The sequence below is a fragment of the Pseudomonas sp. BJP69 genome (assembly GCF_007633355.1).
Lineage (GTDB): Bacteria > Pseudomonadota > Gammaproteobacteria > Pseudomonadales > Pseudomonadaceae > Aquipseudomonas > Aquipseudomonas juntendi.
Genome location: NZ_CP041933.1, coordinates 5,008,764 through 5,023,881, shown reverse-complemented (window position 1 = coordinate 5,023,881; position 15,118 = coordinate 5,008,764). Strand labels below are relative to the sequence as shown.

The following is a 15,118-nucleotide window of genomic DNA, read 5'->3' as shown; positions in this document are numbered from 1 at the left end:
GCAAGCCTCCGTGTACACGGTGGCTCCCCCTAGAACCACTCGTCCTGCATCGCGAGGCAAGTGTTGTCGCGCGCCTCGAGCAATGCCAGCTCATTATGGCAGCCTGGTACTTCCCAGGTCAGGAAATAACGGGCGGCCTGCAGCTTGCCGAGGTAAAAGTCGCGCTCGCCAGCGTCGGCCTTGAGCAGCCCAAGTTCGGCGTGGACTGCCTGTTCCAGCCACCGCCAGCCGATTACACAGTGGCCGAAGGCCTTCAGGTACAGGGCCGAGTTGGCCAGGGCCCCGGCGACTTTACCCTGGGCCAGGTCACCGAGCAGGGTCAGGGTGACCCCTTGCAGGCGATTGACCAGCTGCTCCAGTGGCTGGCGCAGCGGGTCGAGGTTGGGGTGGTGGCTGGCGCGCTCGCCGGTGGCGGCGATTCGGCGAAGCAGTTGCTTGAGGCCGGCGCCATTGTTCTGCGCCAGCTTGCGGCCGAGCAGGTCGAGCGACTGGATGCCCTCGGTGCCTTCGTGGATCGGGTTCAGGCGATTGTCGCGGTAGTACTGCTCCACCGGGTATTCGCGGGTATAGCCGTGGCCGCCGAGAATCTGGATCGCCAGTTCGTTGGCCTTGAGGCAGAACGCCGAGGGCCAGGACTTGACGATCGGGGTCAGCAGATCGAGCAGTTCCTGCGCCTCGTTGCGGGCGCTCTCATCACTGCCGGTCTGCGTGTCGTCGAACAGGCGCGCGGCGTACAGGCCAAGGTCGAAGGCGCCTTCGACGTAGGCTTTCTGCGCCAGCAGCATGCGTTTCACATCGGTGTGCTGAATGATCGGCACCGCGCTGCTGTGCGGGTCCTTGTTGTCCGGCAGGCGGCCCTGCGGGCGCTGGCGGGCGTATTCCAGCGAATACAGGTAGCCGGCATAACCCAGCATCACCGCACCCATGCCGACGCCAATACGCGCTTCGTTCATCATCTGGAACATGCAGGCCAGGCCTTGATGCGGCTGGCCGACCAGATAGCCGACGCACTGGCCGTTGTCACCGAAGTTGAGCGCCGTGGAGGTGGTGCCGCGCCAGCCCATCTTGTGGAACAGCCCGGCCAGCAGCACATCGTTGCGCGGACCGCAGCTGCCGTCGGGGTTAACGTGGTACTTGGGCACGATGAACAGCGAGATGCCCTTCACCCCAGGCGGGGCGTCCGGCAGCTTGGCCAGTACCATGTGCACGATGTTTTCCGACAGCGCGTGGTCGCCGCCGGAGATGAAGATCTTGCTGCCCTTGAGCCGATAGCTGCCGTCGCCGGCAGGTTCAGCGCGGGTGCGGATATCGGCCAGCGACGAGCCGGCGTGGGGTTCGGTCAGGGCCATGGTGCCGAAGAAGCGCCCGTCGATCATCGGCTGCAGGAACAGGCGCTTCTGCTCCTGCGTGCCGAAGCTTTCGATCAGGTTGGCCGCGCCCATGGTCAGGAACGGGTAGGCTGTGGTGCCGGCGTTGGCGGCCTGGAAGTGCGCGAAGCACGCTTGCGAGACCAGGCTGGGCAGTTGCATACCACCTGCGTCGTAGTCGCGGTTGGCGTTGAGGAAACCGGCCTCCAGGAACGCGTCGACGGCGGGTTTCACCTCGGGGATCAGCTCGGCGCGGCCGTCGACGTAGCGCGGCTCGTTTTCATCGGCTTTGCGGTTGTGCGGGGCGAAGAACTTCTCGGCGATGGTGCGCGCGGTGGTCAGCGCGGCGTCGAAGGTTTCGCGGCTGTGTTCGGCGAAGCGTGGGCGCTGGGTGAGGGCTTCGGCGTCGAGGACTTCGTAGAGTTCGAAGGCGAGGTTGCGGGGGCTGAGCAGGGTCTCGGGCATGGGGGCGGTCCTTGAGCGGGCTTGAGGCGAGTCTAGGATCGGCCGAATAAGACTGGCTACCATGATCGATTCAGATGATGTTCAGTCACAGATCCTCGTATTTGGAGCGTCGGATGTTGATTGACGGGGGAAGGGGCTGGGTAGAGTGAGCGTCAACGGAACCAGATTCTCGCAGCAAGCATTCCAGCACCTACGAGATCAAAAGGCATGCAGCTATCAGTCTTGGTACCTACGTGCGTCGCAGAAATTTCCTACGTCCAAAGTGATCTCTGGACTGGTGTGGCATTAGCCGCAAACTTCGTAACCTCCCGAGGGGATGAGGGACGTTTTTTTGCGAGCGACGGGAAAGACCACGCCAATACCCGTAGGGTTTTAAGTCAGCGGTGGGTACCGTTGAGCGAAAATGAGCGAAGTTTCGCCAGGCTGTAGGTATCTGGTGGCTTTGGCGTAACTCTGAGTCGCGCATCTTGGAAAGATAGTGTGGCACCTGCTCGGTCACGGATGCCCGCTTTGTTCGCCGCAGCAGCTTCGGCGCCTGTAAGACCGAGCGCCGCCCGCGCGGCGCATCGCGAGCTGGCGCTCGCTCCTACGTTTGTTTCGGGCCAATCATTCCTGTGGGATTTGTGCGCGAACGCTTTGGCGCATGGCTTGATATTGTGTCGTATGAACAAGGCGGTCGCGCACGCCTGTCACAGGCCTCACTGGCCCGAAACAAACGTAGGAGCGAGCGCCAGCTCGCGATGCGCCGCGCGGGCGGCGCTCGGTCTCACAGGCGCTGAAAATGTTCCTACGTTTGTTTCGGGCCAATCATTCCTGTGGGATTTGCGCGCGAACGCTTTGGCGCATGGCTTGATATTGTGTCGTATGAACAAGGCGGTCGCGCACGCCTGTCACAGGCCTCACTGGCCCGAAACAAACGTAGGAGCGAGCGCCAGCTCGCGATGCGCCGCGCGGGCGGCGCTCGATCTCACAGGCGCTGAAAATGTTGTGTCGGTCACCTGTCAGCCCGCCCCCAATCTCAAGGCGGACACCCATAAAAAAAGGAGAGCCAAAGCTCTCCCTTTCCCTCAACAACCCTCAGCCTCAGCCAATCGTCATCAAGCTGGCGTTACCACCGGCCGCCGCAGTATTCACACTAACCGCGCGCTCAATCACCAGCCGCTCCAGCGCAATCTGATGATCCCCGCTGGACAACCCGTGCACACCCACGATCGCCCCGCCACGCTTGGCCACCTGCTGGCAAACGCCACGCAGCTGGTCCGAGTCGCCATGGTGGATCACGGCGTCGAACGCCACTTCATCCTTGTTCCAGTCCGCCACCAGCTTCACCTTGGCCTGCAACTCACGCGGCAGGCGCGCGCGCAAGGCCTTGCCCGGTTCGCTGTCAGCCCACACCGCCGAGCTGCCAACAGCCAGCACCGCGGCGAGCTGCGCCAGCAGGTCGGTTTCATTATCCGCCAGGCACAGCACATGCTCGCGCGGCAGGATGGTGTAGCTGTTGCGCTCACCGGTCGGGCCTGGCAGCAGGCGGGCGATGCCGCTCTGCGACTGGCCAGCGAACTGGTCGCACAGCGCGGCCAGGTCGGCCAGCTGATTGCTCTCGGCCCAGGCCTTCAAACCGTGCAGCGGCTTCACCAGTTGCTCATGCAGGGTACGGTCCGGCTTGCCTTCGCCATCCTGTTGCTGGAAGTGGCGGCCAATCGCGTCGGCCGGGCGGGTCGACAGCAGGCGATACAGGTACAGCGGGCCGCCGGCTTTCGGGCCGGTACCAGACAGGCCTTCACCACCGAAGGGCTGCACGCCTACCACGGCGCCAACGATGTTGCGGTTGACGTACATGTTGCCGGCGTTGGCGGTTTCCACCACCTTGGCGATGGTCTCGTCGATGCGTGTGTGCACGCCGAGGGTCAGGCCATAGCCGGAGTTGTTGATCTGCTCGATCAACTGGTCGAGGTTGCGGCGGTTGTAGCGCACCACGTGCAGCACTGGGCCGAAGATTTCACGCTTCAGCTCGTCGAAGCTGTCCAGCTCGATCAGGGTTGGCATGACGAAGGTGCCGCGCTTGATCTCGGCAGCATCGGCGATCGCGACCTGGTAGACCGAGCGGCCTTTTTCACGCATGCCCTGGATGTGCTTCTCGATACCGGCCTTGGCTTCGGCGTCGATCACCGGGCCAATGTCCACTGCCAGGCGGTCCGGGCAGCCCAGGCGGCTTTCAGCCATGGCCCCCTTGAGCATTTCGATCACGCGGTCGGCGGAGTCTTCCTGCAGGCACAGCACACGCAGGGCCGAGCAACGCTGGCCGGCACTGTCGAAAGCCGACGATACCACGTCGATCACCACTTGCTCGGTGAGCGCAGAAGAGTCGACGATCATGGCGTTCTGGCCACCGGTTTCGGCGATCAGCGGGATCGGCCGCCCCTGGTTGTCCAGGCGGCCGGCGACGTTGCGCTGCAGCAGGCGCGCGACTTCGGTGGAACCAGTGAACATCACGCCTTTGACCCGCTCGTCACCAACCAGGCCGGCACCCACGGTTTCACCGCGCCCTGGCAGCAACTGCAGTACACCTTCCGGAATGCCGGCTTCCAGTAACAGGCGCACGGCCTGCGCGGCGATCAGTGGGGTCTGTTCGGCAGGCTTGGCCAGTACCGGGTTGCCGGCAGCCAGGGCTGCGGCCACCTGGCCGGTGAAAATCGCCAGCGGGAAGTTCCATGGGCTGATGCAGACCACCGGCCCCAGCGGGCGGTGCGCGTCATTGCTGAAGTCGTTGCGGGCCTGCACCGCGTAGTAGCGCAGGAAGTCCACCGCCTCGCGCACTTCGGCGATGGCGTTGGCAAAGGTCTTGCCGGCTTCGCGAATCAGCAGCCCCATCAACGGCTGGATTTCTGCCTCCATCAGGTCGGCGGTACGCTCCAGAATCGCGGCGCGCTCTGCCGGCGGGGTGGCCTGCCAGATCGGCGCCGCGTTGATGGCGCACTGGATGGCATTGTCCACGTCGGCGACCGTGGCTTCCTGCACATGGCCTACCACATCGCGGTGGTCTGCCGGGTTCAGCACCGCTACCGCAGCCGCTTCACTGGCGGGGCAGGCCAGCAGCGGGGCGGCTTTCCAGTCATTGTGAGCGGTGGCCAGCATGGCGCAGGACAGCGAAGCCAGGCGGTGCTCGTTGGCCATGTCGATACCGGCCGAGTTGGCCCGTTCGCTGCCATACAGGTCACGCGGCAATGGGATGCGCGGGTGCGGCAGGCCGATGCTGCCCTCCTGGGTGCCCATGCGTTCGATGCTGGCGACCGGGTCGGCGACCAGTTCCTGGATCGAGATCGAGTGGTCGGCAATGCGGTTGACGAACGAGGTGTTGGCGCCGTTTTCCAGCAGGCGACGCACCAGGTAGGCCAGCAACGTTTCGTGGGTGCCCACCGGAGCATAGACGCGGCATGGGCGGTTCAGCTTGCCATCGGCCAGCTTGCCGACCACCTGCTCGTACAGGGGCTCGCCCATGCCGTGCAGGCACTGGAACTCGTACTGGCCCGGGTAATAGTTCTGCCCGGCAATATGGTAGATGGCCGACAGGGTGTGGGCGTTGTGGGTGGCGAATTGCGGGTAGATGGCCTCGGGTACGGCCAGCAGCTTGCGTGCGCAGGCCACGTAGGACACGTCGGTGTACACCTTGCGCGTGTATACCGGGTAGCCCTCCAGCCCCTCGACCTGGGCGCGCTTGATCTCGCTGTCCCAGTAGGCACCTTTGACCAGGCGGATCATCAGGCGGTGGCGGCTGCGCTTGGCCAGGTCGATAACGTAGTCGATCACGTACGGGCAGCGCTTCTGGTAGGCCTGGATGACGAAGCCGATGCCGTTCCAGCCAGCCAGCGCCGGCTCGAAGCACAGGCGCTCGAGCAGGTCCAGCGACAGCTCCAGGCGGTCGGCCTCCTCGGCGTCGATGTTCAGGCCGATGTCGTATTGCTTGGCCAGCAAGGTCAGCGACAGCAGGCGCGGGTACAGCTCTTCCATCACCCGCTCGTACTGGGCCCGGCTGTAGCGCGGGTGCAGCGCCGACAGCTTGATCGAGATGCCTGGGCCTTCATAGATGCCGCGGCCATGCGAAGCCTTGCCGATCGAGTGGATGGCCTGCTCGTAGGACGCCAGGTATTTCTGCGCGTCGTGCTCGGTGAGGGCGGCCTCGCCGAGCATGTCGTAGGAATAACGGAAGCCCTTGGCCTCGAAACGGCTGGCATTGGCCAGGGCTTCGGCAATGGTTTCGCCCGTGACGAACTGCTCGCCCATCAGGCGCATGGCCATGTCGACACCCTTGCGGATCATCGGCTCGCCGCTCTTGCCGATGATGCGGGTGAGCGAGGAGGTGAGGCCGGCTTCGTTGTGCGTGCTGACCAGCTTGCCGGTCAGCAGCAGGCCCCAGGTGGCGGCGTTGACGAACAGCGACGGGCTGTTGCCCAGGTGCGGCTGCCAGTTGCCGTTGCTGATCTTGTCGCGGATCAGTGCGTCACGGGTGCCCTTGTCGGGGATGCGCAGCAGGGCTTCGGCCAGGCACATCAGGGCCACGCCTTCCTGCGAAGACAGCGAGAACTCCTGCAGCAGGCCCTGAACGATGCCCGCCCGGCCGCCGGCGCTTTTCTGGTTGCGCAGTTTCTCGGCAATGCCGGCGGCCAGCTTGTTGGTCGCCTCGGCCAGCGGTGCGCTGAGGCGCGCCTGTTCCAGCAACATCGGTACCACTTCCTGCTCGGGGCGGCGGTATGCGGCGGTAATGGCCGAGCGCAGTACCGACTGGGGCAGGATGCTCTCGGCGAATTCCAGGAAGCACTGGTGACCATGGTCAGGCTGGACCTCGCCGGCGTCATCGGCCAGGCTGCCGGCATGGCCGTTGAGGTCGTTCAGGGTCGCGCCACCCTCGAGCTTCTCCAGGTAATTGAAGATCGCCTGCTTGATCAACCAGTGCGGCGTGCGGTCTATCGACTGCGCTGCTGCCTTGAGTCGCTCACGGGTAGGGTCATCGAGTTTGACCCCAAGGGTGGTCGTCGCCATTTCTTATCCTCGTTATTGCCACGGCTGTGGCCTAAGCTGGCGCCAAGATTAGCTGTAGGACAATTCGGGTGCAACCAGGTGCAACCCGAATTTTTCGAGGAAAAGGTGCAACTCGTCCGACAGTGATTTCCGTACAGGGCGAGGGGTCGTTTTTGGCGCGGTTAAATCGCGAAAACGACCTCTTCGCTCCAAAAAGGGGCAAAAAATCGGCTTCGTCGGAAAATGCGCGGGCAGGTGCAACTTGCAAATGAAAAATGGTTGCACCCAGTTTGCGTTGTTGCATAGCATTCGCCGCCTGGGTGCAACCGCAAACGCTGCGGTTGTGCATGAGATAAAAACAAACGCCAGGGCACACACATGGGCAACCCACTAACGATCACCTTCGTGATCTACATCGCGGCAATGGTGCTGATCGGCTTCGCCGCCTATCGCTCCACCAACAACCTTTCCGACTACATTCTGGGCGGGCGCAGCCTGGGCAGCGTGGTAACCGCACTGTCTGCCGGTGCTTCCGACATGAGTGGCTGGCTGCTGATGGGCCTGCCGGGCGCCATCTACTTCGCTGGCCTGTCCGAGGCCTGGATCGCCATCGGCCTGACCGTGGGTGCCTACCTGAACTGGCTGTTCGTGGCCGGTCGCCTGCGCGTGCAAACCGAGCACAACGGTGACGCGTTGACCCTGCCGGACTATTTCTCCAGCCGTTTCGACGACAATAGCGGCTTGCTGCGCATCATTTCCGCCATCGTCATCCTGGTGTTCTTCACCATCTACTGCGCTTCCGGCATCGTTGCCGGTGCCCGTCTGTTCGAAAGCACCTTCGGCATGCCCTACGAAACCGCCTTGTGGGCTGGCGCTGCCGCTACCATCGCCTACACCTTCGTGGGTGGCTTCCTGGCGGTGAGCTGGACCGACACGGTGCAGGCGTCGCTGATGATCTTCGCGTTGATCCTCACGCCGGTGATCGTGCTGATCTCCACAGGTGGCTTCGACACTACCTTCGCGGCCATCGAGGCGGTCAACCCGGCCAACTTCGACATGTTCAAAGGCGCAACCTTCATCGGTATCATCTCGCTGATGGGTTGGGGCCTGGGCTATTTCGGCCAACCACACATCCTGGCGCGCTTCATGGCGGCCGACTCTGTGAAGTCGATTGCCAACGCCCGCCGCATCTCCATGGCCTGGATGATCCTGTGCCTGGCCGGTACCTGCGCCGTGGGCTTCTTCGGCATCGCCTATTTCTCGGCCAACCCTGATCTGGCTGGCCCGGTTACCGAAAACCACGAGCGCGTGTTCATCGAGCTGGCGAAGATTCTGTTCAACCCCTGGATTGCCGGCGTATTGCTGTCGGCCATTCTGGCGGCGGTGATGAGCACCCTGAGCTGCCAGTTGCTGGTCTGCTCCAGTGCCCTGACCGAAGACTTCTACAAAGCCTTCCTGCGCAAGCATGCGTCGCAGCGTGAGCTGGTGTGGGTCGGCCGCCTGATGGTGCTGGCGGTGGCCCTGATCGCCATCGCCATGGCGGCCAACCCGGAAAACCGTGTGCTGGGCCTGGTGGCCTATGCCTGGGCGGGCTTCGGTGCAGCCTTCGGCCCGGTGGTGCTGATTTCGGTCCTGTGGAAAGGCATGACCCGTAACGGCGCGCTGGCCGGTATCGTGGTCGGTGCACTGACCGTGATCCTGTGGAAGCAGATCGATGTCTGGGGCCTGTACGAAATCATCCCGGGCTTCCTGCTGGCGAGCATTGCCATCTTCGTGGTGAGCAAGCTGGGCAGCCCTTCGCAGGCGATGGTGCAGCGCTTCGAGACGGCTGATGCGGCGTACCACGCTGACAAGTAATACCCGCTGAGCCGGCGGCGCCTGCTTCCACAGGGTTTGCACGGAACCTGAAACCAGTGCGATCCGTGTGGGAGCGGGCATGCCCGCGAAGAAGCCGCCGCCGATCGACGGCCAGGCCTGACGCCGCCTGCAAGGCAAGGTAAACTTGCCGCCTTCGCAGGAGTTGCCATGAACTATCGTCACGCCTTCCACGCCGGCAACCACGCCGACGTCCTCAAACACATCGTGCTGACCCGCCTCATCGCCCTGATGTCGCGCAAGGAGCAGCCGTTCGCCTACATCGATACCCACGCAGGGCTTGGCCTGTACGACCTGCAGGGCGACCAGGCAAGCCGCACCGGCGAGTATCAGCAAGGTGTGGCCCGCCTGTGGAACCGCGATGACCTGCCGGCCATGGCCGCTGACTACCTGCGCGTCATCAAGCGTTTGAACGCCGACGGCGAGCTGCGCTACTACCCTGGTTCGCCTGAGCTGGCCCGGCGTTTGATGCGCCAGCAGGACCGTGCCCTGCTCAATGAGAAGCACCCGGAAGACGGGCCGTTGCTCAAGGAGAACATGAAGAAAGACCCGCGCGTTACCGTGCACCTGGGCGAAGGCTGGCACGTGCCGCGGGCCTTGCTGCCTGTGCAGGAAAAGCGCGCGATCATGCTGATCGACCCGCCGTTCGAGCAGGCCGATGAGCTCAAGCGCTGCACCACGGCCATGAAAGAGGCCATTGGGCGCATGCGCCAGACGGTTGCAGCCATCTGGTACCCGATCAAGGACCAGCGTTCGTTGACACGCTATTACCAGGACCTGACCAGCACCGGCGCACCCAAGCTGCTGCGGGTGGAGCTGTATGTGCACCATCAGGACAGTCCCCAGGGGCTCAATGGTTCTGGCCTGGCCATCGCCAACCCGCCATGGGGGCTGGAAGACGAGCTCAAGGAGTTGCTGCCGTGGCTGGCCAAGGAGCTGGCGCAGACTGCCGGCAGCTACCGCATGGACTGGCTGATCGCCGAGTAGGCTGCACCTCGATCCCTTGTAGGAGCGGCCTTGTGTCGCGATAGGGCCGCAAAGCGGCCCCGGCAATTTCTGCCGCGAAGCTGAGAAACTGGGGCCGCTTCGCGCCCCTTTCGCGACACAAGGCCGCTCCTACAACGACCGCGCAGTTCGTGATCTTTGCGTTATAATCCCGCCTTTTAGTCGCCACCCGCCCAAGCGGCCGCTGGCGCATCTCTACCGAATGAAGAGGCTGATCCCTTGGCATTGACGATTCTTGGCCTGTCCGGCGCCCTTAGCCATGACCCTTCCGCGGCCCTGTACATTGATGGCAAGCTGATTGCCGCCGCCGAAGAAGAGCGCTTCGTGCGTGACAAGCATGCGAAGAACCGCATGCCCTACGAGTCGGCGAAGTTCTGCCTGGAGCAGGCAGGCATCAAGCCATCCGACGTCGACGTGGTTGCCATCCCGTTCGCGCCCATCAGCCTGTTCGGCAAGGCGCGCTGGCACTACGCCAAGCGCTACTGGTACGCCCCGGATCGCGCCCTCGATGCAATCCTGATGGGCAACCGCCGCTACAAGCGCTACCGCAAGAAGATCGTCTGGTGCCTGGAGCAACTGGGCTTCGACCCGAAAAAGATCAAGATCGAGCCGGTCGAGCACCACCTGGCCCATGCTTCCAGCGCCTATCACTGCTCGGGCTTCAAGGAAAAAACGGCCATCCTCGGCATCGACGGTAAAGGCGAGTACGCCACCACCTTCTTTGGCTACGGCGAAAACGGCAAGATCCACAAGATCAAGGAATTCTTCGACCCGGACTCGCTGGGTGGCCTGTACGGTGCCATTACCGAGTTCCTTGGTTTCGAGATGCTCGATGGCGAGTTCAAGGTCATGGGCATGGCGCCGTATGGCGATGCCAGCAAATACGACTTCTCGCGCCTGGCCAGCTTCGAGAACGGTGAACTGGTGATCAACACCGAATACGCCAACGTCATCGGCCTGCGCCGCCATAAAGAAAAGGGCAAGGGCTTCTACTTCTCGCCCAAGCTGATCGAGTGGCTGGGGCCCAAGCGCGAAGGCGATATCGCCGACGAGCCGTACATCCATTACGCGGCCAGCATGCAGGCGTTGTTCGAGAAGATCGCCCTGCAGATGATCGACCACTACCTGGGCGACACCCTGCGCGAAACCGGCAAGCTGGCGTTTGCCGGCGGCTGCGCGCTGAACGTCAAGCTCAACCAGAAGATCATCGCCCGCCCGGATGTCAAAGAGCTGTTCGTGCAGCCGGCTTCCGGCGACGCCGGTACTGCGGTTGGCGCTGCGGCCTACGTGTCCCACGCCCGTGGCGTACCGGTCGAGAAGATGGAGCACGTCTACCTCGGCCCGTCCTATTCCAACGAGGACGTGATCGCTGCCTGCGCTCGGCACCCGAATGCACCGACGTGGCGCAAGCTCGACGACATGCCGCAGCGTATCGCCAAGATCATGGTCGATGGCAACCCGGTGGCCTGGTTCCAGGGCCGCATGGAGTTTGGCCCGCGCGCCTTGGGCGGGCGTTCGATCATCGGTTGCCCGAGCGTGCCGGGCGTCGCCAACCGTATCAACGAGCAGATCAAGTTCCGCGAGCGCTGGAGACCTTTCTGCCCGTCGATGCTCGACACTGTCGCCCCGCAGATGATCAAGGTCGATCACCCGGCGCCGTTCATGACCTTCACCTTCGAAGTGGCTGAAGAGTGGAAAACCCGTGTGCCGGAGGTGGTTCACGAGGACGGTACCTCGCGTGCCCAGGTGCTCAAGCGCGAGTACAACCCGCGCTACTACGACATGATGAAGGCGCTCGAAGACCTGACCGGCAACGGCGTGTCGCTGAACACCTCGCTGAACCGCCGTGGCGAGCCGATGATCTGCTCGCCGACCGACGCCCTGAACATGTTCTTCGGCTCGGACCTGCAATACCTGATCATGGAAGACATCCTGGTTGTGAAGGACGGCGCTGCCGCCTATGACCAGCCGCTCTGAACCGCGCATCCTGCAGTTCTGCCATGGCTATGACGGGCCGTTTCTGGACTGTGCCCGTCAGTACGCCAGCCTGTTCCAGGGGCGTGGCTACCGGGTGACCACGGTGTTCCTCACGGGTGCCGCCGACCCGCAAGTGGCGGCGGGTTGCGCCTCGGACGAGGTGCTGTTCCTGGGCTTCAGCTCCAAGGCCGTGCGTGGTCTCAAGCTGGGCGCGATCCGCGCCCTGCGGCGGATTGCGGCCGAGCGCAATTTTGCGTTCTGCATCGCCCACCGCTTCAAGCCGATCTATGTGGCGTTGCTGGCTACTGGCCTGCCGGTGATCGGCGTGCACCATGCCTTTGGTGACTACCAGCGCAAGGGGCGGCGCATTTTCGCCAACCTGTTCGGCAAACGCCTGAGCCTGCTCGGGGTGTCGGATGCCGTACGCGACGACATGCGCCGTTGCTTGCCGCAGTGGCCGGCCGAACGCATCCAGACGCTGTACAATCGTATCGACATCGAGGCCCTGCAGGCGGCCCAGGTGCCGCGCGCCGAGGCGCGGCAGGCGCTGGGCCTGGATGCGCAGGCATGGATCGTCGGCAATGTCGGCCGGCTGCACCCGGACAAGGACCAGGCCACGCTGTTGCGCGGTTTTGCCCAGGCACTGCCCGGGCTGCCGGCCGGCGCCCGGCTGGCGATCCTTGGCAAGGGGCGTCTGGAAGGCAAGCTCAAGGCCCTGGCTGGCGAACTGGGTATTGCCGGGCAGGTCGACTTCCTTGGCCAGGTGCCGGACGCGCGCCGTTACTTCCGGGCTTTCGACGTGTTCGCCCTGAGCTCCGACCATGAGCCGTTCGGCATGGTCCTGCTCGAGGCCATGGTAGCCGGGGTGCCCGTGTTGGCCACCGCCTGTGGCGGTGCCCGCGAGGTGGTCGAGGGCGTTGGCGTGCTGTTCCCGCTGGGCGACCCCGGGCAGTTGGCCCAGGGCCTGGAACATATGGCCGTGCTCGACGGGCAGCAGCATCAGGCCTGTGCCGAACACATGCTGCAACGCCTGCGTGAGCGCTTTTCCGACCAGGCCGTGCGCGAGGCTTTCTGGCAACTGCCGCAGGTGCGTGCGCTGGTGGGGCAGGGGTGATGCTCAATCGTATTCAGGCTTGGCGCGAACGCGGCTGGCAAGTGATCGACGCCCACGCCTATGCCCAGGCGTGGGCCCGCTTTGGCGGCAGCGTCGCGACTCACCCGCTGGTGGTCGAGCAACTGGCTGACCTGGCGCAGATACCCGTGCGCTACCTTGGCTGGCACCAGAATGGCGAGCTGAAAGCCGCCATTGCGACCTGGGGGCGCCACCTGGCCCTGTCCAAGGACGTGCTCAAACGCGCCGGCAAGAAAGCCCTGTTCGACCTCGGCAACGCCGAAATCATCCTGCCGGCCGCACCCGATGCCGGCGCACCGCTGCGTCACAGCGTGCGCTACCTGTCCGAACTGAACCAGGGCCGCTTCAGCGGGCTCAAGGTGCAGAAGGAACAGCTGGCCATGGCCCGCGCGCACGAAGACCTGTCGAAGAAGTTCCGCTACAACCAGCGCCGCGAGCTGCGCCTGCTGGAAGAGGCGGGCGGGGTGGTGCGCCCGATCAGCGCGTTCAGCGCACAGGAAATCGCCAGCATGTACTGCGACCTGTTCCAGCGCCGCTGGGGCTTCCCGGCCACCGGTGCAGAGCGCATGGCCGATGTACTGGAGCGTCTGCGTGAGCTGCTGATCGGCTCGGTACTGCTGCTGGACGGCAAGCCGATTGCGATCCAGCTGGTGTACCGCGTCGAGGCACCGCAGTGGGTCAGCGTGGAGTACATCAACGGCGGTGTCGACCCCGAAACCAAGGCCTTCAGCCCAGGTAGCGTGTTGAGCTTCCTCAACACCCAGGCGGCCTGGGACGACGCCCGAGCGCGCAACAAGCCGCTGCGGTTCTCGTTCGGTCGTGCCGACCGCGAGTACAAGGAGCGTTGGTGCAACCCCGTGCCGGTGTACCAGGCATGAGTCGCAAGCAGCAGTTGCTCAAGCGCCACCGGCGCAACAAACGCCTGGCGCTGCTGGCAGGGCTGGCCGGGCTGGTCGCCTTGGGCCTGGCCACCTGGTGGTGGCTGCCGCTTTTGCTGTTGCCGCTGCTGTGGGCTGCGCATGAGGCGTGGTTTGCCGACCATCTGTTCTACACCCCGGGCGAAGATTACGCCTACGACTTCGGGGAGCACACCCGGCCCGTGGCCGCGCGCTTGCAGGCCGGTCTGCTCAAGGCCGACTGCGTGCTGCAGGGCGGGGAAACCCTGGTGCTCGAACTGCACATAAAAAGCAGTTGGCTGGGGCGTTTTCTCGATCCGCGGGTCGAACTGCTGGCGGGCGAGCAGGCCGACCAGCAAACCTTCGAGCGCGGTGTCGCCGGCTTGCGTTATCTCAACCTCACCGGCCTGGCCGCGCCCCTGCAGGCCGGCACACTGCGCTTGCGTGGCCGGCATTGCCGGCTGCTGGGCCAGCCGCGCTTGTGGATAACCCCGGCGGTCGAACTGCAACGGCGGCGGGTAATGGTGATTGCACCCCATGCCGATGACGCCGAGTTGGCTGCCTACGGGCTGTACAGCCAAGCGCAGGAAGCCTGGGTGGTCACGCTGACCGCCGGTGAAATCGAGGCCGAGCATTATCGGCAGATGGGCCTGGGCAAGGCTGAAGCCGCTCGCCTGAAAGGTCGCCTGCGCGCCTGGGACAGCATTACCGTGCCGCGCTGGGCCGGGGTGGCGGAGTCTCGTTGTGTGCAGTTGGGCTACTTCTGCCTGCAATTGCCTGCCATGCAGGCGGCGCCCGATCGGCCTGCGGCGTCTCGTGAAGCCGACATGGCCGATATCCGCCCGTTCCGCCAGTTCAACCCGTTCCCGCTGCCCGCCGACCAGGACGGTGCCCCTACCTGGCACAACCTGTTGGCCGACTTGCGGGCTGTGCTCGAGTTGGCCAGGCCCGAAGTGCTGGTGCTGCCGCACCCCCAGCTGGACCCGCACCCCGATCACGTCTGCGCCCAGGCCGCGGTGCTCGAAGCCTTGCAGGGGCTGGCCTGGAAGCCACAGACCCTGCTGTGCTACGCCAACCACCTGCATGACAACGATCGCTGGCCAATGGGCGATAGCGGTGACGGCGTGGCGTTGCCGCCGCAGTTGAGCGCGGATCAGGCCTGGGCCCCCTGCAGCCTGGTACTGGACCTGGCCAGCCAGCGTGACAAGGCAATGGCGCTGGGCATGATGCACGACCTGCAACCGCCAGCCCCCTTCAAGCGTCGCCTGCGCCGCTTGCTGCAGCGGTGGCTGGCCGGTCGCCGCCCGTCGCCTTACGGGGAGAACGAGTTCTTCCGCAAGGCGGTGCGCCGGCATGAGCTGTTCTGGCGGCGTGAGCTGTAAAAC

8 protein-coding genes are annotated in these 15,118 nt (G+C 64.3%); 6 read left to right on the top strand and 2 right to left on the bottom strand.

The window, feature by feature from the left end:
- Nucleotides 1–29: 29 nt before the first annotated feature.
- Together FPB55_RS23490 and putA are read right to left on the bottom strand one after the other, a co-directional pair.
- A complete protein-coding gene (locus FPB55_RS23490) occupies nucleotides 30–1,832 on the bottom strand; it encodes an acyl-CoA dehydrogenase (RefSeq protein ID WP_144189432.1) in 1,803 nt (600 codons plus the stop codon).
- Nucleotides 1,833–2,915: 1,083 nt separating this feature from the next.
- Complete coding sequence (gene putA, locus FPB55_RS23485) at nucleotides 2,916–6,869, bottom strand: trifunctional transcriptional regulator/proline dehydrogenase/L-glutamate gamma-semialdehyde dehydrogenase (protein ID WP_115294906.1); 3,954 nt, start codon at nucleotides 6,867–6,869, stop codon at nucleotides 2,916–2,918.
- 357 nt (nucleotides 6,870–7,226) lie between these two features.
- Here putA and putP point away from each other — a divergent pair, with 357 nt between their 5' ends.
- The 6 genes from putP (at nucleotide 7,227) to FPB55_RS23455 (ending at nucleotide 15,115) form a co-directional block, all read left to right on the top strand.
- Entirely contained in the window at nucleotides 7,227–8,705 is a 1,479-nt protein-coding gene (putP, locus tag FPB55_RS23480) for a sodium/proline symporter PutP (protein WP_009681355.1), read from the top strand.
- 168 nt (nucleotides 8,706–8,873) lie between these two features.
- Entirely contained in the window at nucleotides 8,874–9,710 is an 837-nt protein-coding gene (gene rlmJ / locus FPB55_RS23475; protein WP_054914014.1) for a 23S rRNA (adenine(2030)-N(6))-methyltransferase RlmJ, read from the top strand.
- A 237-nt stretch (nucleotides 9,711–9,947) separates the two neighbouring features.
- Nucleotides 9,948–11,705 carry a carbamoyltransferase gene (locus FPB55_RS23470; RefSeq protein ID WP_144189430.1) on the top strand — a complete coding sequence of 586 codons (1,758 nt, stop codon included), beginning with the start codon at nucleotides 9,948–9,950 and terminating at the stop codon, nucleotides 11,703–11,705.
- Nucleotides 11,689–12,819, top strand: coding sequence for a glycosyltransferase (locus FPB55_RS23465; RefSeq protein ID WP_144189428.1), 1,131 nt, complete (start codon nucleotides 11,689–11,691; stop codon nucleotides 12,817–12,819). The genes FPB55_RS23470 and FPB55_RS23465 overlap by 17 nt, the downstream gene beginning before the upstream one ends.
- Nucleotides 12,819–13,715, top strand: coding sequence for an antimicrobial resistance protein Mig-14 (locus tag FPB55_RS23460; protein ID WP_009681351.1), 897 nt, complete (start codon nucleotides 12,819–12,821; stop codon nucleotides 13,713–13,715). Before FPB55_RS23465 ends, FPB55_RS23460 begins: the two co-directional genes overlap by 1 nt.
- On the top strand, nucleotides 13,712–15,115 hold the full coding sequence (locus tag FPB55_RS23455) for a PIG-L family deacetylase (RefSeq protein WP_144189427.1): 1,404 nt from the start codon (nucleotides 13,712–13,714) through the stop codon (nucleotides 15,113–15,115). Before FPB55_RS23460 ends, FPB55_RS23455 begins: the two co-directional genes overlap by 4 nt.
- The last annotated feature ends 3 nt before the right edge of the window (nucleotides 15,116–15,118 follow it).

Excerpts from the sequence above, each read along its gene's own strand:
- FPB55_RS23490 (WP_144189432.1), bottom strand. The coding sequence starts at position 1,832 with ATGCCCGAGACCCTGCTCAGCCCCCGCAACCTCGCCTTCGAACTCTAC.
- putA (WP_115294906.1), bottom strand. The coding sequence starts at position 6,869 with ATGGCGACGACCACCCTTGGGGTCAAACTCGATGACCCTACCCGTGAG.
- putP (WP_009681355.1), top strand. The coding sequence starts at position 7,227 with ATGGGCAACCCACTAACGATCACCTTCGTGATCTACATCGCGGCAATG.
- rlmJ (WP_054914014.1), top strand. The coding sequence starts at position 8,874 with ATGAACTATCGTCACGCCTTCCACGCCGGCAACCACGCCGACGTCCTC.
- FPB55_RS23465 (WP_144189428.1), top strand. The coding sequence starts at position 11,689 with ATGACCAGCCGCTCTGAACCGCGCATCCTGCAGTTCTGCCATGGCTAT.
- FPB55_RS23460 (WP_009681351.1), top strand. The coding sequence starts at position 12,819 with ATGCTCAATCGTATTCAGGCTTGGCGCGAACGCGGCTGGCAAGTGATC.
- FPB55_RS23455 (WP_144189427.1), top strand. The coding sequence starts at position 13,712 with ATGAGTCGCAAGCAGCAGTTGCTCAAGCGCCACCGGCGCAACAAACGC.